This is a genomic window from Paenibacillus sp. FSL R10-2796 (assembly GCF_037965315.1).
Classification (GTDB): domain Bacteria; phylum Bacillota; class Bacilli; order Paenibacillales; family Paenibacillaceae; genus Paenibacillus_AQ; species Paenibacillus_AQ odorifer.
In genome coordinates this window covers 314,218-340,513 of sequence record NZ_CP150178.1, presented here as the reverse complement: position 1 = coordinate 340,513, position 26,296 = coordinate 314,218, and the positions used below count along the sequence as shown (strand labels likewise).

General features: G+C 43.9%; 39 protein-coding genes and 1 pseudogene. 6 read left to right on the top strand and 34 right to left on the bottom strand.

Annotation, left to right across the window (positions count from 1 at the left end; genetic code table 11):
• Positions 1-7: 7 nt before the first annotated feature.
• The 10 genes from NST58_RS01640 to NST58_RS01595 all read right to left on the bottom strand — a co-directional run bounded on the left by NST58_RS01640 (position 8) and on the right by NST58_RS01595 (position 4,615).
• Entirely contained in the window at positions 8-223 is a 216-nt protein-coding gene (locus tag NST58_RS01640) for a hypothetical protein (protein WP_339245856.1), read from the bottom strand.
• Positions 224-323: 100 nt separating this feature from the next.
• A complete protein-coding gene (locus NST58_RS01635; RefSeq protein ID WP_339245853.1) occupies positions 324-767 on the bottom strand; it encodes a hypothetical protein in 444 nt (147 codons plus the stop codon).
• Complete coding sequence (locus NST58_RS01630) at positions 760-1,089, bottom strand: hypothetical protein (protein ID WP_339245851.1); 330 nt, start codon at positions 1,087-1,089, stop codon at positions 760-762. The genes NST58_RS01635 and NST58_RS01630 overlap by 8 nt, the downstream gene beginning before the upstream one ends.
• Positions 1,086-1,502 (bottom strand): hypothetical protein, encoded by a 417-nt coding sequence (locus tag NST58_RS01625; RefSeq protein ID WP_339245849.1) that lies wholly within the window; start codon positions 1,500-1,502, stop codon positions 1,086-1,088. Before NST58_RS01625 ends, NST58_RS01630 begins: the two co-directional genes overlap by 4 nt.
• Entirely contained in the window at positions 1,503-1,766 is a 264-nt protein-coding gene (locus NST58_RS01620) for a hypothetical protein (protein WP_339245847.1), read from the bottom strand.
• Positions 1,767-2,269: 503 nt separating this feature from the next.
• A complete protein-coding gene (locus tag NST58_RS01615; RefSeq protein ID WP_339245845.1) occupies positions 2,270-2,566 on the bottom strand; it encodes a helix-turn-helix transcriptional regulator in 297 nt (98 codons plus the stop codon).
• Between the two features lie 143 nt (positions 2,567-2,709).
• On the bottom strand, positions 2,710-2,841 hold the full coding sequence (locus NST58_RS01610) for a hypothetical protein (RefSeq protein ID WP_339245842.1): 132 nt from the start codon (positions 2,839-2,841) through the stop codon (positions 2,710-2,712).
• Positions 2,828-3,655 (bottom strand): ATP-binding protein, encoded by an 828-nt coding sequence (locus NST58_RS01605; RefSeq protein WP_339245841.1) that lies wholly within the window; start codon positions 3,653-3,655, stop codon positions 2,828-2,830. Before NST58_RS01605 ends, NST58_RS01610 begins: the two co-directional genes overlap by 14 nt.
• Positions 3,600-4,460 carry a DUF4373 domain-containing protein gene (locus NST58_RS01600; RefSeq protein ID WP_339245839.1) on the bottom strand — a complete coding sequence of 287 codons (861 nt, stop codon included), beginning with the start codon at positions 4,458-4,460 and terminating at the stop codon, positions 3,600-3,602. Before NST58_RS01600 ends, NST58_RS01605 begins: the two co-directional genes overlap by 56 nt.
• A 2-nt stretch (positions 4,461-4,462) precedes the next feature.
• On the bottom strand, positions 4,463-4,615 hold the full coding sequence (locus tag NST58_RS01595) for a hypothetical protein (RefSeq protein WP_339245836.1): 153 nt from the start codon (positions 4,613-4,615) through the stop codon (positions 4,463-4,465).
• A 129-nt stretch (positions 4,616-4,744) separates the two neighbouring features.
• On the opposite strand from NST58_RS01595, the gene NST58_RS01590 reads away from it, so the two are divergent.
• Complete coding sequence (locus NST58_RS01590; RefSeq protein ID WP_339248748.1) at positions 4,745-4,954, top strand: helix-turn-helix transcriptional regulator; 210 nt, start codon at positions 4,745-4,747, stop codon at positions 4,952-4,954.
• Here NST58_RS01590 and NST58_RS01585 read toward each other — a convergent pair.
• The 18 genes from NST58_RS01585 to NST58_RS01500 all read right to left on the bottom strand — a co-directional run bounded on the left by NST58_RS01585 (position 4,951) and on the right by NST58_RS01500 (position 12,858).
• A complete protein-coding gene (locus NST58_RS01585) occupies positions 4,951-5,145 on the bottom strand; it encodes a hypothetical protein (protein ID WP_339245834.1) in 195 nt (64 codons plus the stop codon). The two genes, NST58_RS01590 and NST58_RS01585, sit on opposite strands and share 4 nt — an antisense overlap.
• A complete protein-coding gene (locus tag NST58_RS01580) occupies positions 5,142-5,342 on the bottom strand; it encodes a hypothetical protein (protein WP_339245831.1) in 201 nt (66 codons plus the stop codon). The genes NST58_RS01585 and NST58_RS01580 overlap by 4 nt, the downstream gene beginning before the upstream one ends.
• 204 nt (positions 5,343-5,546) lie before the next feature.
• Positions 5,547-5,921, bottom strand: coding sequence for a YopX family protein (locus NST58_RS01575; RefSeq protein ID WP_339245829.1), 375 nt, complete (start codon positions 5,919-5,921; stop codon positions 5,547-5,549).
• A gap of 65 nt (positions 5,922-5,986) precedes the next feature.
• On the bottom strand, positions 5,987-6,316 hold the full coding sequence (locus tag NST58_RS01570; RefSeq protein WP_339245826.1) for a hypothetical protein: 330 nt from the start codon (positions 6,314-6,316) through the stop codon (positions 5,987-5,989).
• Positions 6,317-6,330: 14 nt separating this feature from the next.
• The gene (gene ssb, locus NST58_RS01565; RefSeq protein WP_339245824.1) at positions 6,331-6,753 is read right to left on the bottom strand and encodes a single-stranded DNA-binding protein; all 423 of its coding nucleotides are present in this window, start codon (positions 6,751-6,753) and stop codon (positions 6,331-6,333) included.
• 3 nt (positions 6,754-6,756) lie between these two features.
• On the bottom strand, positions 6,757-7,680 hold the full coding sequence (locus NST58_RS01560) for an AAA family ATPase (RefSeq protein ID WP_339245821.1): 924 nt from the start codon (positions 7,678-7,680) through the stop codon (positions 6,757-6,759).
• Positions 7,681-7,694: 14 nt separating this feature from the next.
• Positions 7,695-8,960 (bottom strand): AAA family ATPase, encoded by a 1,266-nt coding sequence (locus NST58_RS01555; protein ID WP_339245819.1) that lies wholly within the window; start codon positions 8,958-8,960, stop codon positions 7,695-7,697.
• Between the two features lie 37 nt (positions 8,961-8,997).
• Complete coding sequence (locus NST58_RS01550; RefSeq protein ID WP_339245817.1) at positions 8,998-9,120, bottom strand: hypothetical protein; 123 nt, start codon at positions 9,118-9,120, stop codon at positions 8,998-9,000.
• A 38-nt stretch (positions 9,121-9,158) separates the two neighbouring features.
• Positions 9,159-9,359, bottom strand: a complete 201-nt coding sequence (locus NST58_RS01545; protein ID WP_339245815.1) for a hypothetical protein — start codon at positions 9,357-9,359, stop codon at positions 9,159-9,161.
• The gene (locus NST58_RS01540) at positions 9,346-9,516 is read right to left on the bottom strand and encodes a hypothetical protein (protein ID WP_339245813.1); all 171 of its coding nucleotides are present in this window, start codon (positions 9,514-9,516) and stop codon (positions 9,346-9,348) included. Before NST58_RS01540 ends, NST58_RS01545 begins: the two co-directional genes overlap by 14 nt.
• Before the next feature lie 43 nt (positions 9,517-9,559).
• Positions 9,560-9,814, bottom strand: a complete 255-nt coding sequence (locus tag NST58_RS01535) for a hypothetical protein (protein WP_339245811.1) — start codon at positions 9,812-9,814, stop codon at positions 9,560-9,562.
• The gene (locus NST58_RS01530; protein WP_339245810.1) at positions 9,807-10,214 is read right to left on the bottom strand and encodes a YopX family protein; all 408 of its coding nucleotides are present in this window, start codon (positions 10,212-10,214) and stop codon (positions 9,807-9,809) included. The genes NST58_RS01535 and NST58_RS01530 overlap by 8 nt, the downstream gene beginning before the upstream one ends.
• Positions 10,204-10,965, bottom strand: coding sequence for a hypothetical protein (locus NST58_RS01525; RefSeq protein WP_339245808.1), 762 nt, complete (start codon positions 10,963-10,965; stop codon positions 10,204-10,206). Before NST58_RS01525 ends, NST58_RS01530 begins: the two co-directional genes overlap by 11 nt.
• The gene (locus NST58_RS01520) at positions 10,962-11,177 is read right to left on the bottom strand and encodes a hypothetical protein (protein WP_339245805.1); all 216 of its coding nucleotides are present in this window, start codon (positions 11,175-11,177) and stop codon (positions 10,962-10,964) included. The genes NST58_RS01525 and NST58_RS01520 overlap by 4 nt, the downstream gene beginning before the upstream one ends.
• Entirely contained in the window at positions 11,170-11,301 is a 132-nt protein-coding gene (locus NST58_RS01515; RefSeq protein ID WP_339245801.1) for a hypothetical protein, read from the bottom strand. Before NST58_RS01515 ends, NST58_RS01520 begins: the two co-directional genes overlap by 8 nt.
• 67 nt (positions 11,302-11,368) lie before the next feature.
• Positions 11,369-11,803, bottom strand: a complete 435-nt coding sequence (locus NST58_RS01510; protein ID WP_076304695.1) for a hypothetical protein — start codon at positions 11,801-11,803, stop codon at positions 11,369-11,371.
• Between the two features lies 1 nt (position 11,804).
• Positions 11,805-12,596, bottom strand: coding sequence for a phage antirepressor KilAC domain-containing protein (locus tag NST58_RS01505; protein ID WP_339245798.1), 792 nt, complete (start codon positions 12,594-12,596; stop codon positions 11,805-11,807).
• Positions 12,597-12,609: 13 nt separating this feature from the next.
• On the bottom strand, positions 12,610-12,858 hold the full coding sequence (locus NST58_RS01500; RefSeq protein ID WP_339245796.1) for a helix-turn-helix transcriptional regulator: 249 nt from the start codon (positions 12,856-12,858) through the stop codon (positions 12,610-12,612).
• Between the two features lie 187 nt (positions 12,859-13,045).
• Between NST58_RS01500 and NST58_RS01495 the strand changes: the two genes are divergently transcribed.
• On the top strand, positions 13,046-13,414 hold the full coding sequence (locus tag NST58_RS01495; protein ID WP_339245795.1) for a helix-turn-helix transcriptional regulator: 369 nt from the start codon (positions 13,046-13,048) through the stop codon (positions 13,412-13,414).
• A gap of 593 nt (positions 13,415-14,007) precedes the next feature.
• Here the strand turns inward: NST58_RS01495 and NST58_RS01490 are convergent.
• Positions 14,008-14,340 (bottom strand): LytTR family transcriptional regulator DNA-binding domain-containing protein, encoded by a 333-nt coding sequence (locus NST58_RS01490; RefSeq protein WP_339245794.1) that lies wholly within the window; start codon positions 14,338-14,340, stop codon positions 14,008-14,010.
• Positions 14,341-14,502: 162 nt separating this feature from the next.
• Between NST58_RS01490 and NST58_RS01485 the strand changes: the two genes are divergently transcribed.
• Both NST58_RS01485 and NST58_RS01480 read left to right on the top strand, forming a co-directional pair.
• The gene (locus NST58_RS01485) at positions 14,503-15,186 is read left to right on the top strand and encodes a DUF2569 domain-containing protein (protein ID WP_339245791.1); all 684 of its coding nucleotides are present in this window, start codon (positions 14,503-14,505) and stop codon (positions 15,184-15,186) included.
• A 362-nt stretch (positions 15,187-15,548) separates the two neighbouring features.
• Positions 15,549-16,991 (top strand): recombinase family protein, encoded by a 1,443-nt coding sequence (locus NST58_RS01480; RefSeq protein WP_339245789.1) that lies wholly within the window; start codon positions 15,549-15,551, stop codon positions 16,989-16,991.
• Between the two features lie 16 nt (positions 16,992-17,007).
• Here the strand turns inward: NST58_RS01480 and NST58_RS01475 are convergent.
• The 5 genes and pseudogenes from NST58_RS01475 to NST58_RS01455 all read right to left on the bottom strand — a co-directional run.
• Positions 17,008-18,678, bottom strand: a pseudogene (locus NST58_RS01475) (AAA family ATPase); the annotation flags it as partial.
• A gap of 148 nt (positions 18,679-18,826) precedes the next feature.
• Complete coding sequence (locus NST58_RS01470) at positions 18,827-19,135, bottom strand: hypothetical protein (RefSeq protein ID WP_339245786.1); 309 nt, start codon at positions 19,133-19,135, stop codon at positions 18,827-18,829.
• Between the two features lie 6 nt (positions 19,136-19,141).
• Positions 19,142-19,414 (bottom strand): hypothetical protein, encoded by a 273-nt coding sequence (locus tag NST58_RS01465; RefSeq protein WP_339245783.1) that lies wholly within the window; start codon positions 19,412-19,414, stop codon positions 19,142-19,144.
• A 156-nt stretch (positions 19,415-19,570) separates the two neighbouring features.
• Complete coding sequence (locus NST58_RS01460) at positions 19,571-20,569, bottom strand: DnaJ C-terminal domain-containing protein (RefSeq protein ID WP_175618984.1); 999 nt, start codon at positions 20,567-20,569, stop codon at positions 19,571-19,573.
• A gap of 175 nt (positions 20,570-20,744) precedes the next feature.
• Positions 20,745-21,218 carry an Hsp20/alpha crystallin family protein gene (locus tag NST58_RS01455; RefSeq protein WP_076220418.1) on the bottom strand — a complete coding sequence of 158 codons (474 nt, stop codon included), beginning with the start codon at positions 21,216-21,218 and terminating at the stop codon, positions 20,745-20,747.
• A 408-nt stretch (positions 21,219-21,626) separates the two neighbouring features.
• Here NST58_RS01455 and NST58_RS01450 point away from each other — a divergent pair, with 408 nt between their 5' ends.
• Both NST58_RS01450 and NST58_RS01445 read left to right on the top strand, forming a co-directional pair.
• Positions 21,627-23,273 carry an SWIM zinc finger family protein gene (locus NST58_RS01450; protein WP_339245780.1) on the top strand — a complete coding sequence of 549 codons (1,647 nt, stop codon included), beginning with the start codon at positions 21,627-21,629 and terminating at the stop codon, positions 23,271-23,273.
• Positions 23,270-26,290 carry a DEAD/DEAH box helicase gene (locus tag NST58_RS01445; protein WP_339245778.1) on the top strand — a complete coding sequence of 1,007 codons (3,021 nt, stop codon included), beginning with the start codon at positions 23,270-23,272 and terminating at the stop codon, positions 26,288-26,290. Before NST58_RS01450 ends, NST58_RS01445 begins: the two co-directional genes overlap by 4 nt.
• The last annotated feature ends 6 nt before the right edge of the window (positions 26,291-26,296 follow it).

The window sequence follows — 26,296 nt, the reverse complement described above, 5'->3', positions numbered from 1 at the left end:
CTTCGTACTATTCATCAATGCCCACTAGCCGTTTTGCTTTATTTAAAATTTCTGCATCTGGATCTTGATTGAAATTTTCATCCGACATTATGGACTCAATAAATGATTTTTGAACTGCGATTGGAGCAGTTTTCATCAGTTCTTTCAATTCCCTATCCATTGGAGCTTGATCGACGCTACTCCAAAGATGCAGCATTATTTCCGAAATCTCTTCTTTTTTCATACACTCACCTTCCTTCACAGTATGGCGTCTACTCTGCCTTTGGGAGAGGAGGGATACTCCTACTCCCTTAATGATCTGAATGATCTCTTACGGCTCGCGCCTATTCGGTCGTTACGGGAGCCTGTCGGCCAAGGTCGTTATTTCGTTTCTCCAATGCTTCAATCCAGTCGGCATTTGTCCAGCCTTTTATATCCTCAAACCTAAAATGGTTGCTGCATACCGGGCAAGTCGGAAGCATGCGGTGTTTGCCCCTGCCGTAATGTTGTTGTAGATCCTTGAATAACTTTCCGCTCGGATTATAAGAGGCTATCTCCTTTTTATATTCCAGCATCCTTTCTGTTTCGCGTTGCATGTCATCCCGAACAGTAGCGATGTATAGGATTGCTTCAAACGGATCAATGTAAGCTTTGCATTTGTCGCAGTACACCATTCTGTTTGTAGGATCAACAATTAGTTTTTTCGTGGCACATTTACAGTGCTTTTCAATATTTCGGTTGAGTTGAAGGATCTCCATCCGCACAACATTTTCAGGTAGCTTATCCATTCTGCGCCCCCTGTAGCGTGATATATGCCGCCTCTGCCCTCTCTCGGGGGCTGGCGGTGAGTAAACCTGACACACGTATTAACCCTAAATTCGCTGCTGACTCGGCGTATTTGGTATCCTGCAATGCTCTCACGTATTTCTGAGCATCTACCTCTATAGCCTTTGCCTGTACCTCTAGGCTGGCAGCAGGGTCAGTGCAGTACCATACTTTACTATCCGCAAACATCAGGTATCCCATAGTTCCTTTTGGTATATTTATCCCCATCAACTCCGCCAGCGCCCGGTTAAGCTGCTGGTCTGTCTTATCATTTACCTGTGTCATGGTTGCTCACCTTCCTCAACCTTCAGTTCGCCCAAAGCTTCCGCACATGCCCATTCAGCAGAGGTAAGCACCGACCGAAGCTGTTCTTGAGTGGTGTAACTGTAAGCACTGACGATAATTCTGTGGATGCCTTTGATATGCTCCCGTTGCCGGGCTATGGTCTGTTGTGCCTCTGCCAGTTTTCCCTTAACAAATATCAGTTCGTTGTAGTATTCCGATGATCTTGCGCATTGTTCATCGTGTACGGCGAATATCTTGCGTTTGTCTTCTTTGAGGTCCTTTACTTGTTGTTGTGACTCTTCTAGATCAGCCAGCAATGAATTCAGGTCGCCTACAGTGATCGGGAACAATTGACTTTTTTGATTCATCCCCGATAATATTCTCCTTATCTCTTCTATCCGTTCTGGTGTCATTTAGTTCTCTCCTTCGTTGTTAGAGGATGTATTAAGGGCTTTACGGGCGATTTCATAACCTTCATCAGCACCATGAAATATTTTCGAACGTCCATGTAAGTCAGCACCCCAGTTGTTTTCGTCTGCATAGAACGCTAGGGCTTTGTACTTTTCTTCTAGGAGAGAAAGTAGGTACTCCAAATCCGTAGTTTTGATTGGAACTGTTGTTATTTCACGTTCTTTCGCTATTTTTACTCCTTCTTTGATCTCTGTTAGTTTACTCATAGGAACCTCCAGACCCTTTACGGCCCCCGGCTTTCGCCTGAGTGGATTCAGTCGATTGATGGCCTTCGGCATATGAATCTACTTTTACTCGTTCAACCATATCACTCCAAATGTCGCAATCAGTGCATGGAGTACAGTTTAATTCAAGCGGATTACCAATGCGTCCCGTGTCGTTGCAATAATTGCATTTCGGTTCATTCGATTTGATGCAGATCAATTCACCCTTAAACATTTCTGATTCTTTTTTGCAATTAGGGCATATGTGCCATGAATTGGTTTCCCTTAGTTGTATCTCACAAATTTCATCGCTGTATGTTCCGTACTTTTTAAACGTTTCAGCATTCCAGTATTTTGAGTATGAATTTACCGAGCAATACGGACACTTATATTTCATCTTCATTCCCTTCACCCTCTCACCTTCTGTACGCCCCGTAGAGCGCTCATTGTGCTGACCATTACTTTGCACCTATCCTTGCGGTTATAACGTCTGTGTGTGGATTATATTAGCTGTGTGGGTACTCTTTTACTCTATCCCTCAACATCGCTTGTATCCCAGTATCAGAAAGAATTGCAATCTGATAGTCCTTCGGTATCCGTCCTGCCGACATTATCAAACTGTACTTGTCTGTATTCAATGCCTTGGCAATCCTGATAATGCTCTCTTCTGCTGGCGGATCGGACTCTCCACTCTCTATCTTGCTGATGTACGTATGATCAAGTGATGCCAACTCCGCCAAGAACCGTTGCGAAATTAATTTTTCTTCCCTCAGCGCTTTCAATTTTTCTCCAAAGTCCTTCATCCCTGTTTCCTCCCTTGTTATGCCGTTCCCTTACAACGCCGTCTTCCCACACCGCTTACACCGTTTGTGCCATCTCCGCATGTTGTAGTCGTACTTGTGGCCGAATAGTCTACATAGGATTCTCATGGGTCGCACTCTTCGCATTAGGCTGCTTCCTCCTCTTCTGCATCTGCAATGCTAGGGTCCATACCAAATGCTTCTAGTCCGCGCCGCCAGAATTCCCGAAAGTCTTCGTCGTATAGGTCGTAGTCGTGGATTTCCTTACGCTGGTTCATCCCTTTTCATCACCCTTCTATCTGGTCCCAGCATTTCAATTTGCTCAGCTTGTCCTTTTATGCGGCTGCCGATCTTTCCACCATTTATCTTCAAGCGTTCGTGTATGCGTCCTAGTGAATAGTTGCTGGTCATGATTGTGACTTTGTCGTTCTTCATACGCTCGTCTAGGATGCTATAAAGCTTACCCTCAGCCCATTCTTTGTAAGGTGCGGTAAAGATATCGTCGATCATCAGGATTGGTACGCTGTAATACCGCTGTAGGGCTTCGTCCTCGCTCTCTTCGCTGTCCCTGCTATAAGTAGACTTAATATCGTTGAAAAGCTGTTCCTCGGTCACGTAGATGGCTGGAATCTTGCGTTTTGAGAATGCGTTAGCCATACACTGCATGAGATACGTCTTTCCAGTCCCATAAGCGTTTAGGATAGCTCCCTTTGCTTTCGACGCTTCAGCAACCCTTGCATCATCGCCGAAGATATATAACCATGTGCCGATTTCCATGTGTTTTTTTATGTCCTGAACAAAGTCCATTGCAACATTGAACTGTTTTTCATTCATGTAATCTGTTGTTGCATTTTTGAATGTGTGACCGCGTTCCTTTACGTTGAATGTCTCTGAAGCATTGTACTTCCGGAACATTCGCTCTTCATGACATGAACAATTCTCGACTACTGCTATTTGGATTGAAATAGGATATCCTTCTGGCTGTTCCCACCTGAATGTATTGATGGTCCCGGTATAGTTGCATTTGGGACAACCATCAATCGAAATTGCTCGCTCGTCTTCTGACCTCCTCTGTGGTAAGTCCTGATTCACTTCCGGGACTTCCAATAAATCGTTCTGAGCCACTGCTCGCAGCTTTTCGACTCGCTTCAGAAGGCCCTGCATAACTTGTCCCATACTTTCCACCGTTACCACCACCTTTTATTAAAGTGAGCTTACTATCATCTTCCTCTACTCTTTTGACAACCCAGTTTAAAATGGCTCTGTAATCGCTGGTGTATTTCTTGCCATTTGCTCCTTTGTAGTTGTCTAAGGTTTCTATCATTCGTTTCACTTTATCTTCACCATGTGTTTCGGTGAGTTTGTTATGTTCTTCTTGGGTAAGAGAAACGAATTCAGCAAAATTAATTTTTGGTATTATATCTTTCTTTTCTTTTACTTTACTTTTACTTTTACTTTTACTTTGTGTACTTTCTACCCCTGTTTCTGCCGCAGAAACTACTACAGAAACCTCTTCTTTAGGTGAAACATAGGCTTTTCGCATCTTTTCACGCTTGTCCACCACGATAGAAGCACGCTTTTTGATACCGTTTGACGTTAAAATTTGATCATCTTCGTACCTTTCTCGATCAAAACAACCATGCTTTACACTTGTTAAAATCATTTCATGAAGTTTTTGCGTAGTTACTTCTACTTTTTTGGCGAGTATCTGAATAGTTTCTGCGTCAGAAACGTCTAGTTCGAAATTCGGTTCCTGATATATCAGTTCAAGCATGATACAGAAGAATGTGTAACCGTCATTTCCGTGAATAATTCTTAGTGCGTCTATCTTTTTGTCTGATGATAAATTCACATCGTGTGGGAAGTAATCCATTCCTTCTTTTCTTGGTCTTGCCATGATTACACCGCCCACTTTTTCAGGTACTCTTGCACCGCCTTATCCAACAATTGCTGCATCGGAATTCCACGTTCAACGCAGAATAGCTTCAGCCGCTTATGTTCGTTAGGATCAAGACGATAGGGGATGTTTTTTAGCTTCTTCGTGTCTTCCATGTTCTCACTCCCTCATGTTCCTTTGACGTCATTCTATCACGGTATCATTATAATTGCAACGTTAACGTTACGATTGAAGTTATACCGTTTACTTATAAGCTGTTATGAGTATGATAGATTTAGGTGATAATGATGATAAAAAGTAATCTAGCAATACTTATGGCGGGTAAAAAGATCCGCAGTTTAAATGAATTATCGAGACAAACAGGCGTAAGCGCTCCGGCGTTAGGTCGTCTTTACGATGGTACAAATGTACGCATCGACTATTCCACGATTGAAGCGCTCTGCCTTTTCTTCGATTGCCAGATTGGTGATCTACTGGAATACGTCAAAGATTAAGCACTCATAAGCTGCTGCAGTTCTACCTCAAGTTCCTCCACTTTCTTCTGACTAAACTGGATCATATGCTTGCTGTACTGCATGCCTCCATAGTCGCCGTACTTGATGTCTTCCTCCATATTTTTGGTGTAGACGAGTACGGCATTTTCCCATACTTCTATTTCAGCAGAAATCCGTTCCTGCCTAGTCATGCGCTCACTTTCCTCTCTCTGTATGCCTTGAATCCATAGCTCCGATCCAGCAGCCGCTTATCAATCTGCACTCTTGGAGTTACAGTTGCTTCGATAGATTTCATGTGAATCAGCATCTTGATAGCAAGCGAAGGTGATACATTGCCTTTCTCCGATATCTCACGTAGCGCCAACTTTTCATAATCTGCACTGGTCATGCGCTCATCCCCTTCTTTTTGCGTTTATCCTTCACGATCTGGTCTAGATCATCGGCAATCTTTTGTAGCTCCTTGCCTGTAGGACACTCGTTTTTGCAGATGCTTTGCAACCGGTTATAGGATGGGTGTGCCCATCGCTTGTCCAGTTTCAATGAGCACGTTTTGCAGACTTCTAGGTGTTTGTCCATTTGTTGGATAACGCGGTTACGTTCCATGGATTAGCTCCGGTGTTTCGAAGATGTTTCCGATTACAGAAGGTCTTAACAAGTGTTCCAGATACTCATTTCCAAGAGTGCATTTTAGAATGAATTTGTAAGTACTTTCATCCCATACGACAACGCCTTTATAGTTTGAATAATCAATTATGTCTCCGTGTTCTCCACGTTCAGGGTATAAACAATCCAATATGTCACCCTCGTATATATCCTTTAATCCGGTATATTGCATGACATCGTCATGAGGTGCGTAATCAAAGTCTTCAACGCTGCGATAAGATCGGAATATCTCTCCGTTATGACCGATGATGGGTGTGTACATTTCCGTTCCGTCCCAAGCTCTGAACTTAATCTCTCTACTCATCTATGCTTCCTCCTTATAACTCCACGCGCGCGTGGGTGTCTTCGTAAACTCCGTTAACTCTCTATTTAAGCGCCCTCTCTTAGCTGGCGTTTATATCTGATACCTTCCGGTGTTTCATCAATATAGATATGACACGCTACACAAGCGTCTCTCAGGTCTTCTGCTGTAGTCTTGTGTGTTAACTGCTTACGTCCGGTTATGTGCGCTTGTTGGACTGCTCTAGCTCCTGTACATTTAAGCCTGAGCTCGCATATACCTTCTGAGCGTTCGCGTACCTCTTTGCGTACTTGTGGTGATATGTCGCCCATCTGCTTCTGAGTGAGTCCACCACGCTTATGGTGATTTAGGATTCCGACTCTCCATGGAGCCGGATCCTTTTTCTTCTTTTTCTGCATGGTCACACCTCCGGTCAGAATGGGAGATCATCATCAGATATGTCGATTGCTTTACCGTCACCGCTGTAAGGATCAGCTTGGTTACTCTGTTGCTGCTGTTGTTGATTACTCTGAGTGCTATTCGATTCTAGGAACCGCACATTATCCGCAATAACCTCAGTAACGTACACGCGCTTTACTTCGTTGTTTTCGTAGTTGCGTACTTGGATGCGACCCTCTACTGCTGTCAAACGCCCTTTGCGAAGGTAGTTAGCACACGTTTCCGCAAGCTGTCTCCATGCAACTATTGGGATGAAATCTACTTCCTTCTCTCCACTTTGTCCGGTGAAGTTACGATCCACAGCTAGTGTGAATTGAGTTACAGCCACCCCCGCAGGGGTGTACCGTAATTCTGGGTCACGAGTAAGGCGGCCTATCAATATAATGCGGTTTAACATTGGTTATGCTCCCTTCGATTCGGCTGCTGCCTGTTCTTTTTTAGCTTGTAACTTTTCATTCAAGTTGGTGATGAACTCCTGTGCTTGCTTCTCTGTTATTCCTTTAAGTGGAGCGCCGAACAATTTATTTGTCTGAGGATCAATTAAGTCAGGTTGTATTCCAAGTTCAATCCACTTTGTGTTTATCTTGACGATGGTATCTTGCTGGATAAGTTTCTCGCCAGACTCTAGCCATTCTATGAGTTTCTTTCCGCTGTCTACATCTGGAGTGAAGTATAATCCGTCAAACAACCCAGTACGATCCTTAGAAACGGTTGCAATGTGGTCTGCGGTCAAGTCCATAACCATCGTGAATTCATATTCCAATCCGTCACGTTGCACTGGAGCCATACCGACTTTACGCGGAACTTGTTTGCCCTTTTCGTTCGCCTCCAACACGTATTCCGTCTTAGAACGCATAGTGGTTAAAACGTGGCATTTTGCTTTAAGAATTGACTCCACCATCTTGTTTTGCTTTGGAGTCATTTCAGCCCATGCAGTATAGCTATTCTTACCGCCTACCTTTGACGTTTGGTCTTTTTGCTCCAACAGACCACCTTCGCCAGCCCAAGCGTGGGAAAGTGAATCTATGATAATCACTTCTACGCCGTAATCCTCGAAAGCTTTGATTGCTTCTATATATTTTTCCGTAGTGTATGGAGGGTCTAAGTCCAGCTTGTGAAACTCTCCTATTTGTACACCTGCCTTCATTGTCTCAGCGTATAGGTCAGCACTACGGTTTTCAGTATCTATCAAACCTATCTTTTCCCAATCACCTGTCATTCCGTATGCAATAAGTAACGCTGATAGAGTCTTACCAGAACCACTCGGACCAGTTATTCCGACACGGGCTTTAGTGACTTTCCTCTGCGCTTTACGTATTAACATTTATGGTTTCCCCCTTAGTTTTCTTTAACTTGACCGTCCTCGATTTGAATTCCAACCTTACCGCTATCATCAACAATCTCAATCCATACTTGATAGTCTTGGTCCTGCGCCATTTGCTGAATTAGTGCCAGGTTGTCGGAGTCTAGTAAGCTACCATCTAGAATGCGGATAACGCGTAACTGCGGATTAAGTGACATTGCCATAGCCATAGATACTTTAAGGCGTTCTGCCACTGAACATTGTTTGAATGGTATTCCGTTGAAGGTGATTCCGTCTTCATCAAAGCTAAGTCCAGCGATTGGGAAGTTTGCAGATTGCAGAGTATCTATTTTTAATTGGTCAATATCGGCCATTTTCTTAGTTAGGAATTCAGATGATTTTTTGCATTCTGCAATTTCATCCTGTATGCGTAAGCGGTTCTTATGGTGGCGTATGGACTTATTCAGAGCTTCAATGTTCTGAAGCTTCTCTTCCAGTTCAGTTGTATCACCGTCAACCAAAGCCTCAACCTCTGCCTTAAGTGCCTTTCCGGTTTCACACATTTCTGCGTATGATTTCTTTCTGTTATCTAGTTTCTGTTGCAGCAATAATATTTCTGATTCAATAGACTTTATTTCCTCATGTGATCTAGAAGCTTCGGTACGGAATCTTTCCAATTCATTACGCCGCGCAGCGTTCACTCTGTTTTTATTGTGTACAAAGGTGATCTCTGACAGCACTTCGCTTGCGCTCAATTCTTCTGCAGGAGTGTCTTTTTCAGTAAAAGGAATCTCTGACAGCGCACCCTCCAACTTTTTAGCATCGTTGTTGATGAAAGTACGTTCCTCATACAACCCTTTTCGTTCTGCATCCAATTTAGAAAAATCAACGCCCACCAACTCCTGCAACGCTTCCTTTTGCTTCTTAGCATCAAGGTTAGAGAATGATAGAGGGTCAAACGATAAGCGCCCTACAAGGTTATCTAGCATTGTTTGAGGTGAATTGTACTTCGCTCCATCTTTTGCTGTAACTTCAAGCGTTGTTTTATCGCCTTTCCACTTACGGGTGACAACGATATCGTCCAGGTCAACGCGAACAATGGCTTGATCGGCTCCATCACGTATAGGCTTGTCCGTTCCTTTCAGTGCTGCTTTACCAGATATGGCGGCCCATATGGAATCTAGTACAGATGTTTTACCTTGTGCATTCTTACCGCTGATGATTTGGAAGTTGTTGTCCGGTTCGATTTCTACAGCTTTCAGACCTTTAAAGTTCTCCGACACTAATTTGATAATTTTCATTTGATATCAATTCCTCTCGATTTTCGTTTTATAATATTTATCTTCTCGAATCCTCGAAATGCTCAATATAGTCATTTGCTTCAGCTAATTCACGTTGTAACTCGGCGTTTTCCGTCTCAAGTTGCGCTATGTGTTCCATTGCTTCATCCCAATTACTCACTGTCATTCCTCCCTAATTCGTGCTAAAATGGACGTACATTAATTTTCAAACAGTCTTTCTCGGGTCGCTGTTGCTGCAGCGGCCTTTTTCTTTTGTTCCATACGGTATTGTTTAGCCTTGTTCATAAGGTACACACGCTTCAATTTCCCTTCAAACGTACCTTTTTCATGTGCGATTTTCGAAAGTTCTAATATCCGATCTACTTTTTCCGTTATTTCACTACTCTCAGTAACTCCCATATCTGTTTTCCTCCCACATTTGTTCCCAGAACTCTTCTGTTTTCACAAAGCATTCATCACATTCGATTACAAAGTTCAACGTATCATCTACATATGCCGTATTGGTTCTACGTTTCTTAGTGGATTCTTTTTCTTGCTTACATCGTGCACATTTCATTTCACTCTCTCCTTTGTAATGTTCGATTATGTCAGCTACCGTTTTAAGCAGATTCTTTCAACTCTCTTTCTAACTCCAATTGCCATTGGTAGATCAATTCCTCTTGCGCTTCTTTTGCGGATATTTCAGCCTCGTATTCGCTCAGTGGCAGAATCTTCTTTGGTGTGTGTCCGTAAAAGTGTAGTGTTCTAAACAGATCGTCATAGTCGTAAGCAGGCCATTGCATGTGTCTTCCGTCAGCAGTATCAACAATGAACTGTGTGGGCTGTGGGTAACGTGGATCGCATATGTTAGCCATCAAATTCAACCTCCAAAAGCTCAGGATTCTCGTATTTATTTCCGATTACTTTTAAATCAAGGTCTTTGGCTGAAAAAAACACATCCCATGTCGGTTCAATCTTTTCGTAAAAACAGAAACTGTTAATATAGAAACCACCATCCTTATACACGACTACTGAAATTTCATCTGTCCATCCCCAATCTCCTCTGGATGCAAGTACAACATCCCCTAAGCAAATATCAATTCCATTTATATCTTGCAAACCAGTGTATTGAAGTGGAATTACTTCATCTGTAGCATAGTGACCTACAATTACATTGTTATAAACTCTTACAACAAGTCCGTTCATTCCGTTGATAATAGGATCGTGGTACATAACCTGTTCATCAACGTGCCACGCTTTATAGTTAGCTTGCATCGTCAAACCCTCCGATCGGTCTCACAAATGGCTTGATCGTGCTGGTCATGGCTTCCTGAGTGCGTTTGTTCTTGCTATATGGCGTGAATTCTGTATGAACTGGTGTTTTCGCTGCGTCCTCAGGTTTCCATCCTCTTTGAATTCGTTGACTAAAGGTATCTGGTCGAATACCATATTTTTTTGATATTCTCATCGTATTCATCCTTTCTCCATCAATTTGATAATATTTTGAATTTCTTCTATTCGATGCTTGAACAGACATTGTTGCCCAACGACAATTTTCTTTACAATAGTCTCCGTTAACATCAATTCGATCTATCGAAGTATTTAATTCTCCATAACACTCAACGTGTTCAAGATATGATTGATATAGATCATTTTTGAAATTATCGAAAATAAACCAATTTTCACAAATAGTTATTCCTCGACCACCGTAGTTCTTGTAACTATTCGTTCCTTGATAAGTGCAACGTTGGATCATTGATCTCCAAGAAGAGTAAAATTTTGTTTTAGTCATATCGTGCGTGTGACTAAGCAACTGAACTTTTTTCATTCTTTCAGATGCGCGTTCTCTATTAAGACATCCACAACTTTTCGCCTTTCCGGACTTAAGCATATTTGTGTTAGTTGTATGATAATTTCCGCAATCACAGATGCATTCCCACATAACTGCTCCCCACTTGTTTCTTCCAGAATCTTTTAGAACTAACAGCCTCCCAAACCGTTCTGTAGATAGATCAATGTATTTCATAGTAATTTCCTCACTAACACAGGAACTGAAGAACCAAGCGCGTCATCAAGACAGTTTCTGCAATGAGGCTGAGCGTCTACATACACTTCATATTCAGCTTCAGAACCGCATCCACATTTTGGAGTGTATCTTGGAGTAAAGGGCTTGTCAGGTGCTTTGAATGGAATTACCGTCAGCCTTCGATTTGTGATATCATCGAGTTTTTTAGCCAACTTTCTTCGCCTCCTTTAACTTCGCCTGTTCTACCTCATTGCTCATTCGCAGTATCAATTCTGGGGATAAGTTGTTAACATTTAGTTTCACTCTCTGAAATTGCTCGATATTTGTCTTTTCCATGTTGTCCTCCTTGGAAAAATCTTCTTATTCAGAAGGTTATTAGTTGTGTAAAATTGAATTTATAGATTTAATCTGGGACAAATTTTAGGTTCGCTCCATTTTCCTCAAGGAAATCCATGAGTAAGCTTCGTCCAGTTGTTAACTTATGCATCTCTGTAATCGATTCGATCAAGGCATCACCTAGTTCTTGAATGAACCTATTTTCATAACATGTAGTCATCAGTAGATGTGCAAGATCACCTTTACCAAAGTGGGTACCTAGCTTCTCTTTTCTCATTTTCTGAGTTGAAAAGTAGTCCCACGTATCATCATCTTGATACCTTTTGATTGGAGGGAATAGTGAGAAAAAGTCATCTATTGGTTGAAATAGCAGTTCTTTTTCTACTAGTTTCACAAAATTAATAATGAGTTCAGGATTTTTTGATGGCATATCAACATCGGGAGATCCAACAAGTAATCGACCGAATTTGATCATGCTTTCATATGGGTTTAATTCACTCATGCTATGCACCTAAACTTTCTCTATCCATGAATGGGAGTATTCCTCTTCTGGTCAGTATTTCGTGAATGAATAATCGTCCTTTTTGTGTCCATCTCGTGTTCATTGTTACATCCGGTTCGCCGTTGCTTCTTGTGATGTCGATAGTTTCTGATTGCGTAAACCCTTTGTTCGTGTATTTGGTGTACAAGACCCATTGTTTATTGACCTTGTATTGTATTCTTTCTTCATGGAGTATTTTGTTTAGTGCTGTACCGGAAAGGCCATAGTCTTTAGCTATCTGAGTGATGGTAATCGTTCCTTTGGAAGTGAGGATTTTGTCTAGGTAAGTTAACTTTGGTTCGATTTCTGATATTTGTTGTTCAAGTAACAATGTTTTTGATTCAAGATGCTGCCTATTTTCCTCTTCAGAAATCCATTTCTTTGCCCGTTCTACCGGATCAGGTATCATATATGAAGGTGTATCTGTATTTAATAATTTCCGTTCCATCTCTTCAAATCGACTTACATATGTTGCAGTGAAGAGTATTCCTTTTGGTCCGGTCATCTTGTTAGCTACCATGTCGCAACCGATTTTTGTTAAAAGATACATCTTGTAAGACTTACCTGTTCCGGATTGGTAGATGCTTTCTGAAAAGAATTTATCAGAATCCAAATCTGGATTTTGATCGATGACATTAATGTAAGAGTCGATATCCCGAACTAAATGGAAATGCGATTTTCCGAGCATCAATGCAATTTCTCTGCTATCAGCGAGCAGTTTTCCATCTTTACTTACGATCCTGAGTTGATTCATACATAATCACTCCTTAAGCTGTTTTTTGATTTTGCTTCATTTTGTGGCATTCTTGGTCAAAAAAAAGGTCTGGAAATAGCTTTTCAGATTGAATCCCGAAGTAACGGGACATTTTAAGCATTAGTTTAATATTAGGATTTCTTTGACCGATTTCAATCATGCTAAGAAGTTGTCTTGAAATTTTCAATTTTTCTGCCACACTCTCTTGTGAACCTTCAGCTTTACGTATTTCTGTTAAAAGTGTTCTTCTTTTTATCACCATATTATCACCGCCTAACGTTTTGCCACGAATCGTGGCTGCTTATGAGATAACTATACTGCCACAAATCGTGGAAGTCAATACTTTTACGCTACATTTTGTGGATCTTGTTTTTTTGACACATTCTGTGGAGTAAACTAAAGGATGGAATGCTGAGTTTATGATAATTTATTGCGAAGGAGATAACTAAATGTTACTGGGGGATCGATTGTCGGAACTCAGAAAGAATAAAAAAGAAACTCAAGAACAAACTGCTAAAAATCTAGGTCTAACAAGGTCAGCGTATTCTCAGTATGAATTAAATACTAGGAGTCCAGATCAAGAAACTTTAAAGAAAATGGCAGATTATTTTAATCAGTCAATAGATTACCTCTTAGGTAGAGATACAAAAGAGAGCGAGAATACGCTCCCTGAAGAGGTTATATTAGATGTAATTAGAAAGGCAGAGATTGAATACGGAGTTAGTTTAAGGGACGATCCTGTAGTTGAGTCAGCTGTTCGTGACCTGATTCATAATCTTGCAAAGATGAAACAGTCTGTGAACAAAAAAAATCAATAAGCATATTTTCATCTATAAATAATGCTTTTCTTTCAATTATGGTGTTAGCTAACTTTTTTAATGCCTCGTCCATTTAAACAACCCCTTAGAGTTTTATACGTTGATGTATAAGGTGTATAAATTATATCACATAGCATCAAATAGGAACATATGTTTGGTTTTTTGATAAAAAAATATAAGGTGGCAGTGTGATGGAGTTAGTACCCGTCAGCTGTCGCATTCCCTATTTACTCAAAAAGATTGGAAAAAACCAACAATGGTTAGCAGATAAGACTGGGTTAAGCAAACAGAGAGTATCAGATATTGTACACCTACGAATGGATAATATCTCGATACAAAGAGCTGCTCTCATTGCCTATTACCTTAACTGCAATATTGATGATCTTTTTGTATGGGAATGGCGATAGCGGAGTGGCATTAGCTACTCTCGGGTAACAGTACCACTTAAATGGTACTTCATCATTCGCAGATACATAAGTTAATCTTCCACGTTGGTTTATGAACAAATTATAACAACATATGATAGGAAATGCTGTCGAATTTTGGCACAACGCCCATACCTTAAAGGGGGTTAAAGGGTATTGACTTTTCTGTTAATATATTTTTTTCCGTACAATCACAGTGCTTCCATCGTGAAACTCTACAATTGAACCGCTTTTATGTTGTTTCGCTTCTTTAACTCTCTGAGTATTTACGCCAGTTGATCGGTCATATAACTCAAAGCCGTATTCACAATATGCTGAATGAGCTTCTTTTAGAGTTGATAACGCAAGAAAAGACCCCTTCGAGGTATGGAATGCGAGGACTTTATCGGAATTACTATCTTTCTTCCATAGATCAAAATAATTAACTTCATTGATATCGATCTCGACAAAGTCGCTATTATCACCGACCCTATCGTTGAGTTTCACTACTATTAATTTCATTTATGCGCTCCCTAAGGTGTTTCTGATAATCGTAAGGGAGATTTCTAATAAATTCATTGCACAAAATATGACAGTAAATTAAAGTTAATATTGGGAAATGTCGATAAATACATAATTAGCAAATTCCGCAGCCGATGTGGATATATAAGGGGAAATATATTCGTGAGCAAAATATTCACTATTTTTGGAATTGTTATCGGGACAGTATTCTATAAATACTATTTCGATGGATTTGGTAATTTCTTTGCAATCTTGTTTGTTGCCGGACATGGAGCTATAGCTGCCTTAATCGGTTATATAATTGATCTAATAACAGATAAATTTAAAAAAAGAGGACAAGTAGCAGCTACGGTAGAGAGTGAACTCATTAAACAGGAAAAATCATATCGCGGATTCGGGGGATGGCTATATCTTTTTGCTGCTGGTCTCGTTTATCAATTTTTGTTTAATCTAAAAGCTGTATATGATAATTATCTAATGACAAAAACAGAAAATTTTGAATCTCTGACTACTATAGGAAATGAGAATTACAATTCTTTATGGGAGCCTACAATATTGTTTGAAATTTTAGGCGAATCTATAATTGTAATTTTTGTTGTTCTAATTGCTTACTTTTGCATAAAACAAAGTTTAAAGTTCAAAACAGTTTCAATAATATTTATAACTACTTCTTTTATTCTTCAAAGTATAGATCTATTACTACTTTTAAATATACAAAATGGGTATTCCGAGGATCTTTTTGGTTCTACAATATACGATGGGATATATAGGTCAATAGTTTATGCAATAGTATGGATACCATACCTGCTATTTTCTAAGAGAGTTAAAAACACTTTTATTAACTAGTGTTGATGCATAAAACTCACTGTGCTAAGATAAACTAAAGAAGGAGCCGTGCGCTAACACGACTCCAGTGTACAATCCGCTATAAGAGCGGTCGGCTTTGCAAAGGTGATCAACAATAGACCGTTATCCTTCGTCGGGGCGGTCTATTTCTTTTTGTGGAAAGAGAGTATTAACACCACCAAAGTCGAAAATGAAATCATTAACGTCAGTGCTTGGTATACCTCCACAGGCTTCACCTCCCTTCCGGGAGATTAACCGACCGCCCTTATGCCATTGTACTCTACGATTATATCAGACCGTACTCAATCGGGTATGGTCTTTTTGTTACCCCTACCCTACAATACAGGTAAGGAGTGATTTACATGGTGGTCAAAGCAGACGGTACCCCGTTAAGTAAAACAAAAGTCGCAATATACACAAGGGTATCTACGGAGAAACAAAGTTCAGAAGGATACTCATTAGAAGCTCAACATGACCAACTAATTGATTATGTTAATTCTAACAATATGCAGTTAATTAAATTGTATAGCGATCCTGGAGTGTCAGCAAAGAATCTTAAGCGACCAGGTGTGCAAGAGTTAATTAGAGATTTAGAGTCAGGAATGTTTGATACCGTTATCATTCACAAGCTAGATAGGTTAACTCGTAACATATCAGACCTCTATGATCTTGTTGAATTAGTAAACGCCAAAAACGTTAAATTGATCAGCCTATCTGAACAGATTGATACTTCAAACCCGATGGGGCGAATGTTCGTGTATTTGCTAGGCATATTCGCTCAGATGTTCCGCGAGAACTTGGGTGAAGAAGTAACAAAAGGTATGCGTAAACGTGCTGAGAAGGGATTGCACAACATCACAGTGGATCTTTATGGATATCGGCGGCAGGATGATGGTAGATTGCTGATTAAAGAGGATGAAGCTGAGTGGGTTCGATTTATTTTTGAAAGATACGCAGCCGGTGACGGTTCTACCATGATAGCAAAATACCTTAACGAACATGGCATACGCAGAAATAAAGGCTCACGTTGGGATCATAGCAAGGTTCTATTAACACTAGAAAATAAACATTATTGCGGAAAAGTGCACAATAAGTTCAAAAAAGACGACGATGCGATCGTAAGAGACGGTCAGCATGATCCTATTGTTTCCGAAGAGTTATTCGAACAGGCGCAAACGGTACTTAATCGCCGTCGAGAAGGAACAATCTCACAAAACACGCAAGAATATGTTTTCGGAGGGATTTTAAAGTGTGGGAAGTGTGGGTATTCTTACACGGGAGTAACGGATAATCGGACCGAGAATAAAAACCGACATTATGTATGCGGTAATAAATCCAGATTTGGTATGTGCGATCAAGGTGGGTTGTCAGAAAAAAAATTAACAGCACTCGTGTTTAAATCTACTTATATCATTAGTGATGAATACAATAGAAAGCACGTCCCTAAAAAAACAAAGAGTGAAGAAGAAGAAATCAGAAAGGCGATACGATCCAGTGAAGATCGCCGCGAAAGATGGCAGCTTGCTTATGGGGATGGAAACATGCCGTATACTGATTTCAGCAAACGTATGCAGGAAGAAATGCTCAGGATTACCGAACTTGAAGCAAAGTTATCCACAATTCCTAAAGAGGTTGTTAGTCATTTAACACCTGAGCGTGCGATTAAGACGATTAATGAGATTAAAGATAATTGGGAGTTATATTCACAACGTACACGGAAAGATATAATGCAGGCGTTATTCAAAAAGATTTCTATCATTAAAGAGGGGAGTAACTGGAGAATTTCGGAAATAATACTGGCTTAAACAGTAGTTACGAGTTGACGGGCACGCCGGTCCAGCGGGAGACAATATCTGCAATTTCCTCTTCAGTAACAGCCTCACGTAGCAATCTTGTATCCTGGTCTTGCTGTGCCGCTTCTTCCGCTGTTTTCAGCTGACGCTCCAGATCAGGAATAATGCCGTAGCTCAGTTCGGCTGACTTATTAAGATCATATTCCTCCTGTGCATCGACCAGATCCTTACGTGCTTGCTCCAGCCGTTTTTTGAGGTCGCGAATCCCTTGGATGGCCGACTTCTCTTTCTCCCAGCGCGCCGTCATTCCTAGCTGCTTCTCCTTCAGGTCAGCGAGCTCGCGCTGCAATATTTCGAGACGGCGTTTGCTGGCGTCATCGGTTTCTTTTTTTAGCGCTGCTTCTTCAATCTCCATCTGCATCAGGCGGCGGGTCACTTCATCCATCTCACCCGGCATAGAGTCTATCTCTGTGCGGATCATGGCGCAAGCCTCGTCCACTAGGTCAATCGCCTTATCCGGTAAAAATCGATCCGTAATATAACGATTGGACAATACCCCTGCGGCTACCAGTGCGCTGTCATGGATTTTGACCCCGTGGTGAACTTCAAACCGCTCCTTCAGACCACGCAAAATGGAGATCGTATCCTCTACATCGGGTTCGCTCACGAGCACCTGTTGGAAACGGCGCTCCAGCGCAGGGTCCTTCTCTATATATTTGCGATATTCATCGAGCGTTGTGGCACCGATACAGTGCAGCTCACCCCGGGCCAACATCGGCTTCAGCATATTGCCCGCATCCATCGAGCCTTCGGTTTTACCTGCGCCCACAATCGTATGCAGCTCATCAATAAAAAGAATAATGCGGCCGTTACTTTCGCGAACCTCCCTCAATACCGCCTGCAGGCGTTCTTCGAATTCACCACGGAACTTCGCGCCTGCCACAAGTGAACTCATATCCAGTGAAAAAATCGTCTTATCCTTCAGCCCCTCTGGTACGTCTTTGCGCACGATCCGGTGGGCCAAGCCTTCCACAATGGCTGTTTTCCCTACACCTGGTTCACCGATCAGCACAGGGTTATTTTTCGTTTTACGGGACAAAATCCGGATTACCCGGCGGATCTCGCCATCACGACCAATGACTGGATCAATCTTGCCCGCGCGAACCTCTGCTACAAGATCACGGCCGTATTTCTCCAGCACCTCATAAGTAGCTTCTGGCTCCCGGCTGGTTACCCGCTGATGTCCACGAATCTCAGCAAGCACCGACATCAGCTTTTCACGGGTCAGCCCACGGCGGACAAAGAGATCCCTTAGCTCACGATTCTCCCCGCTCGAATCTGACACCATGGCCAGCACCGCATGCTCCACAGAAACAAACTCATCCTGCATCTTCGCCGCTTCCTTCTCCGCCTGCTCCAGCAGATGAATCAGCGATTGTGAGGCGTAACGCCTTACCGTGCTTGCTCCTGACCCGCTGATGCTCGGCTTGCGTTGAAGCAGTTCATCTGTGCTGCGCATCAGCTCAGCCACAGGGATATTCATCTTTTGCAGCAATCTTGGCAGCAATCCTTCTTGCTGCTGGAGCAACGCTTTTAACAGATGGAGATTATCGATCTCCTGATGACCGCTGTCTGATGCCAGCGACTGCGCCGCAGCTACTGCTTCCTGCAGCTTTTGAGTTAATTTATTGAAATCCATAGCTCTCTCACCTTTCTATTTAGGAGTGATTATATTAAATCGGCCTTTTGGGCCGGGGATAGGTTAATTTAGTGGGATTTATCCCGCTTATTTCGAGTAACTGGCTGGTTTGAGCTCATTCTACGGGATTTTTACCGTTCTTTTCGACCTACGAGCCCCATTCGGCACTTTCGAAGACACTTTTGCTTCTCTTTTCGACCAACGATCTCCATCCGGCACTTTCTAAGGCATTTTTGCTTCTTTTTTCGCACATCGAGCCAATTTCGGCGCTTTCTAAGGCACTTTTGCTTCTCTTTTCGCACATCGAGCCTATTTCAGCGCTTTCTAAGGCACTTTTGCTTCTCTTTTCGCACATCGTGCCCAATTCGGCACTTTCTAAGGCATTTTTGCTTCTTTTTTCGCACATCGAGCCAATTTCGGCGCTTTCTAAGGCACTTTTGCTTCTCTTTTCGCACATCGAGCCTCATTCAGCGCATTCTACGGGATTTTTGCCTCTCTTTTCGACCAATGAGCCCTCGCCAGTACTTTCTAAGGCATTTTTGCTTCTTTTTTCGCACATCGAGCCTAATTCGGCACTTTCGAAGGCATTTTTGCCTTTCTTTTCGACCATCGAGCTTAATTCAGCGCTTTCTAAGGCATTTTTGCCTTTCTTTTCGACCATCGATCCCAGTTTGGCACTCTCGAAGGCACTTTCGAAAGCACTTTTGACTCTCTTTTGACACTCTTTTCCCACCATAGTGCCGACTTTCACCGTTTGAGCGAAACGTTCATTTATAGTTAGTGGCTAAATAAGTTACTGTTCTGCAACTAGCATTCAAATCACCTTATTCACCAACCAGAGTTGATCACAAACGAGTGAAATCACCTCACCTCTACCTCTTCTACCTATCTATTAATTACCCACTTTCGCCTTCTGCCGCTGGGTGCCAGTGCTTTGACGTTTAGCTCTGGCTTCGAAAGGGCTGGAGTCTGCCAGCTTTCGGTAGAGATTTTTCTCCGCTTCGCTGATAGGTTCAGGGATAACAATCTCAATTCCAAATAAAATATCGCCGTTCGCACCATTCTCACGTTTTAAGCCCTTGCCGGGGATACGTAGCGTTTTGCCGCTCTGAATTCCTGCTGGAATCTTCAATTTCACGGCGCCGCCCCCCGGTAATGGAACCTTCACTTCTCCACCCAATACCGCTTGCCAAGGAGCGATTTCAACCATGCCATATAAGTCGCCATCGCGAATCTCATAAATATCATGAGGAAGAATATGAAGTGCCAGCAACACGTCGCCACCCGGAGTGTTTCCCGCGATTTTAATAATTGTACCCTCATAGGATCTAGGCGGAATGTTCACATCCACCGTTTTGTCACTGACCTGTACTCTTACAGTGGCACCTTTATAAGCCTGCTCCAAGGTAATATCCAGCTGCGCCTGCATGGTACTACGGGCCTCGCCCCACGGATTGCCATTCGCACGCCCCGTTCCACTTCCCGAGAAAAAATCAAAGCCAGCCCGATCCGCCGAGCCCCGATTCCCAAAAAACATCCCGAATAAATCTTCCTCCGAAATACCAGAACCTCCTGTTGAATAAGTTCCACCGTTCCAGCTTCCACTTCCACCAAAGTTTGAATCCCAAGAGGAGGCTCCACTCGCCGCCCCTCCACTAGCTCTGCCACGTTGAGCTCCATAAAGCAGCTCTTCATCATAGAGTTTCCGTTTATCCTCATTACCAAGCACTTCATAGGCTTCAGCTGCTTCTTTGAATTTCGCCTCTGCCTCAGGGGCTTTGTTAACATCGGGATGCCACTTCTTGGCAAGCTTCTGATAAGCCTTTTTAATTTCCTGTTTAGTAGCTTTTTTGCTCACACCCAAAGCATCATAATAGCTTTTACTAGCCACTCGCGCTTCCTCCTTTCCATCCCTATTCTCATATTGACCACCATTGCACTCCGAGAAAAGACGCACCATAGCCGGAATCCTCCACTACAATGCGCCTTCTATTCATAACACTATATTAAAAGCCCGCTGCCATCTCTAAAAGACTGAGCGGAAGTTCATTCCGCTTAATTTATGCTTATTCAGACTGCGAACCCGTAGAATTAGAATCTCCGTCTTGAATCTCGATGCGTTTACCTTGCATTTTTTGCCGTTTGGGAACTTCCAGCTTCAGCACTCCATCTTTCAAAGACGCGCGAATTTCTTCCTCGGCAATATCTTGAACATAGAATCTGCGCACATATTCACCATATCGGCGTTCTCTGCGTACAATCTGATGTTCACTGTTCTCCTCGGCATTTTCTTCCTTACGTACCGCTTTAATCGTCAAATAAGGACTGGCATAATCAATGTCGATTTCTTCTTTTTTCAAACCAGGAAGTTCAGCTTCAATCAGGTAAGCCTGCTCACTCTCACGAATATCTGTTCTGAAGGACATCGTGGAGCTCTTAATCGGTGCAAAAAAATCATCATTAAAAACATCATTCAAGGACTTAGCCAGCACACCAAAAGCATCATCTCTACGTTTACCAAAAGGAACCATATCAAACATTATCCATTCTCCTCTCATTGACTTTGACTTTATTTGACCTATGACCTTATTATAGTCCCCTACCCGAGGATAACAAAACCGATTTAAGCCGATTATCGCTCAAATTCAGGCGAATTAGCTGATTTTCCACAACAAAATTAGTTCTTTTTATTTATTTGACCAATTTTGACCTTTGTTTGATCTTTCGTAAATGACACCTATATAATCATGATCCAACTTGCAGTACGATTATTATATGTTCAGACCTTCCGTTCAATACAAGCCATTAGCTTCTAATCATCTTCACGCCAGCTTTTAAACAGAGTTTTCTTACGATCTATCAAAATTTAACGATTTAAAGATGAAGCCAGCAGAAGTGATATAATGAAAGACAACTAAAGACCATTTTCGTTACAGGAGACCAATTGTATGCAACCAACCTATCCTATGGATGATACGCAGTGGAGTAAGCTCATCCAAAATGTCGCCTATTATTTCGATGATCTTACCCTCAAGCGGGGGTTCCAATATTATAAACAAAATCGAGTGCAGCCGTTTACTATGACGGAGCCTCGTAAGATTAACGCTCTAGTTGAAGGTAGAGAGGATTACCGCGTCACCATTGATCTCGACGGCTTCACCAATTGTCATTGTAATTGTCCAGTATCAGGTCATTGCAAGCATATGGCTGCCGTGCTGTTGAATTATGCCGAACAACAAAATAGATCTGTACAGGTTTTGGCTAACGCTAAAGCTGCATCCTTTTTGCCTAAAATATCAAGTACAGCAACAAGTACTTCTATTGGAGCCGATGCAACTCGTCAGCAGCAAATGAAAGAGATGGCCAACCGCATCGCTAGCGGAAAAATAATGGAGTGGCGGGAGTATTTTGAATTCTGTATCTCCCCTCTAGCCCATACTACCCGAAATCCTGAATATGTGAGTCGGGCCTTGTCTGCAATTAATAAATTCAAACCAAAAATGCTTCCGGAAACGGAGAAGCTGTTCACTCTGCATGCTCATCTTTATCTGTTGGAAAAGCTCGCTAAGCCTTCCACGCAATCCGTCGGTCAGGCCGCTTACGCCCCTTCTCTTGGTTATTACACACAGGTAGCAGTCTCAGAGCTACAGGAAGTAATCACAGGTCTTTTAAAAAAGACACTTCCGCTGTCCCCCGAGCAAGAGCAGGATCTATGGCCATACGTCATCGATACTTTATCTTATCTACGGCGCGAGATGTTGACGGAGTCGCGGGATCGCTCACGGGATCAACCCTCTTTTTCTCTTAGCTATGATCTGCTGTGGAGAAACTGGATTTATCCGAATACAGGTGGAACTAAGCTTTACCTGAATGAAATCGAACAGCTGCAGCAAGCAGAAGGTGAATTAGGCGCTTCCCTGTCACAACATGCGTGGCTGTTAGCTCAGAGCCGCATGTATTACTATCTGATGGATGACCAGAAGGCTTGGGACTTACTGAATAAGGCTGCCGAGCGCCCGGGTCTCCATCCCGATGAGCTCATGAGCTTCACCTCTCCGCTGCTGGATGCAGGGGACTGGTCCCGGTTGGTGGATTGGCTTGTTCAGATCGGTCCACTGCTGAGCAGCAGACTCTATAATCTCAATAGCTATTCAACCAGTTGGGAAGAAGCTGTTCGCCACCTGCCTGAAGCTGAGCCACAAATGTGGGATACACTAGCCACCATGTTACCTATCTCTGGCGAAGTCTATGAAGAGAAGCTAATCACCTATGAGAAATGGCAGACCTGGATGGATTATCAGCTGTCCATCGGTAAACAGCCCTCCGAATTTCGTGTCAAAGACCTCCAACCGGTGGAAAAGAATGCACCTGAGGTTCTGCTGCCCTTTTACCATCAGGCCGCCGAAAGATTCGTGCTGGATAAGAACAGACATAGCTACAAAGCGGCTGTGAAATTATTGAAACGATTATCCAAGCTGTATAAAAAGCTGAAACAAGAAGAACGCTGGGAAGAGTTCCTCACTGCCTTCGCCATTAGGCATAGCAGGCTCCGTGCGCTGCAAGAGGAGCTTCGGAAAGGAAAGCTAATACCATGAACATGCATTTACGCACGCTAACCATCCGGCTTGCATTAAGCCAGTATGGCGATGCTTTAATATTTGGAATGAATGAGCGCGAAGATCTCGTGCCGGGCTTGCAGCTTAAGCAGCGGCTTTTCGCCTGGCATGAGGCGTCTTTTTATGGTACGGAGTTAACCGTGCAGCCAGCTGGCGAAGGCGTGGAGCTAGTGATTCTTCCTGCTGAGCAGGTCATCCCCTTCTTTGCCGAGCAGAAGCTTTTGGCGCATATCGAATGGAGCTGGGAGGGCGATGCCGCCCACCTCACAGAATTGGCGCCACTTCTGGCTGTATGTCTGGAGCACAAACAGTATATTCCCGACATCTCCGCCTACCGCGCCGGGAGGCTGCAATGGACTTGGGACGAGGGGGCTCTTGCGCAGGTGGCAGTGGACAGTGACACTGCTAAGGGAGCCCTTGAGGCGCTAAATGGCGGCAGCGAATTTAGCCGTGGATTACGTGCGGCGTTCTCTGCCGCCGTATCGCAGCGCTATTACAGCACGGAGGCCGAGGCCGGCGACCTCCGCAGCGAATTTCCGCTTCTCTTCGATAGAAGCGGAGCACTTGCAGCGGGCATGGATACCGCTGCGTGGCTTATCGCCATTGGCTGGAAGGCGGACACCGCGCCTTTCCGGCCCGCTCTACAGCTGCTGGAGCCCGATGAGGATGAATCCTATTGGCGGCTGCAGCTGATCCTTCAGGACAAGCGCGATGAATCCGCGCTTGTTCCCATCAGGCTCGCCGATAACGGCGAGCCGTACGGCTTGTGGCCGACCGCGTGGTCGGCTCACGTGCATGAACGGGCCGCGGGATGGCTGGAGCGCCTCCGCGGCAGTCTGCCGCCCGAGCGCTTCGCGGCGGGCGGCGATGTGCTGGCCGAACCGCTGAGCGATGCCATCGCCTGGCGGTTCTTGACGGCCGAGAGCCAGCGGCTGCTGGAAGCAGGCTGGCAAGTGCTGCTGCCGGCGTGGTGGGAAGCCGCCAGCCGGAAAAAGCCGCGCCTGCGAGCGAAGATCAGCTCCGGCGAAGACAAACGCAGCGGCGGCGAGTCGCTGTTCGGTCTCGATTCGATCATCGATTTCGATTGGCGAATCTCCATCGGCGATGCGGATCTCACTGAAGCCGAATTTGCCGAGCTGGTCGCAAGAGGGGAACGGCTCGTCCGCTTCAAGGGCAAATGGGTCTCACTCGATCCGGCTCTGCTGGCGCAAATCCAAAGAGCCATGGCGGGAATGGACAAGTCGCAAGGCTTGTCCTTCCAAGACGTGCTTCAGCTCCACTTACTAGGAGCTGGTGAAGAGGCAGACGCTGAAGCTACGGAAGAGCAGCTGCAAGAAGATGCCGCGCGTCTGCGTCTGGAGGTAGAGCTGAACGAGCATTTGATCAGCCTTATCGGTCAGCTGGGCCAGCGCTCAGAATGGCCTAAGCCGCCCGTACCCACAGGCCTTAAGGCGGAGCTGCGCACCTATCAGCATGAAGGATTCGCTTGGCTGACCTTTCTGCGCCGCTTTGGGCTGGGGGCCTGTCTAGCCGATGATATGGGACTAGGCAAAACAGTACAGCTCATCGCCTATCTGCTACACATCCAAGAAAACACGGATGCAAGCTCAGCCCGGCGGCAGACCGACCCACCAGGCTGGCCTTCATTGATCATCTGCCCGACCTCTGTGTTAGGCAATTGGCAGAAGGAGCTGCAACGCTTCGCGCCTTCGTTGAATGTTATGCTTCATTACGGAAGCCGCCGTCTGGACGCGGGATTCTTCTATGGCGCAGCTTCGCAAGCCGATGTGGTACTGACCTCTTATGCGACTGCTGCGCTTGACCAAGAGCTGCTGAAGGAATTCACTTGGGCGACGATCTGCCTGGATGAAGCTCAAAATATCAAAAATGCCCAAACCAAACAATCCGCAGCTGTACGTAGTTTTCCAGCTCTTCACCGGGTCGCCTTAACAGGGACGCCGATAGAGAACAGATTATCCGAGCTGTGGTCCATTTATGATTTTATAACCCCAGGTTATCTGGGCAGCGCCAAGTCTTTTAATGACCGATTCACGAATGCTATTGAGAAGGAACGCGACGCGAAACGTACAGCGGACCTACAAAATCTAGTAAAACCCTTCATGCTGCGCCGCAAGAAAAAAGACTCTAATATACAGCTCGATCTACCTGATAAAAATGAAATGAAAACCTATGTTCATCTGACAGCCGAACAAGCGGCGCTTTACGATCAAACCGTAAACGGACTGTTGGAACGGATGAAGAAGCTGGAAGGCATTGAGCGCAAAGGGGCAATTCTCGGGGCTCTGACCGGGCTTAAGCAGCTATGCGATCACCCGATGCTTGTGACAAAAGAAGCTATCCCTGAACTTGATACGGACAATAAACTGGATACCAGCTTTCTTATTAACCGTTCCTCCAAACTGGAAAGACTGCTGGACATGGTTAAGGAGCTGCGCGCGGAAGACGAGCGCTGCCTGATTTTTACTCAATATGTGGGTATGGGAAAAATGCTTCAGGCGGTTCTCCAGCAGGAGCTGGGCGAACCCGTCCTTTATTTGAACGGAAGTACCTCCAAACAGGCGCGCGACCGCATGATCGAGCGGTTTCAGACACCAGCCCCTTCGGCGGAAGATGGGTCTACACGCCCAGACACATCGCCGTCTGATCAGCCGAATGTATTCATCCTTTCACTCAAAGCTGGGGGAGTTGGCCTGAACTTAACTGCAGCCAATCACGTATTCCACTTCGACCGCTGGTGGAATCCAGCGGTGGAGAATCAAGCAACTGACCGCGCTTACCGCATGGGCCAGACTCGTGATGTGCAGGTGCATAAATTCATCGCCCTGGGCACACTCGAAGAACGGATTGATGAGATGCTGGAGAATAAACAGCAGCTCAGCGATAATGTGATCTCCAGCTCGGAAGGCTGGATTACCGAGCTGTCCACAGAGGCTCTGAAAGATCTCTTCACCTTGCGTCGTGACTTAAATGACTAGCAAAAA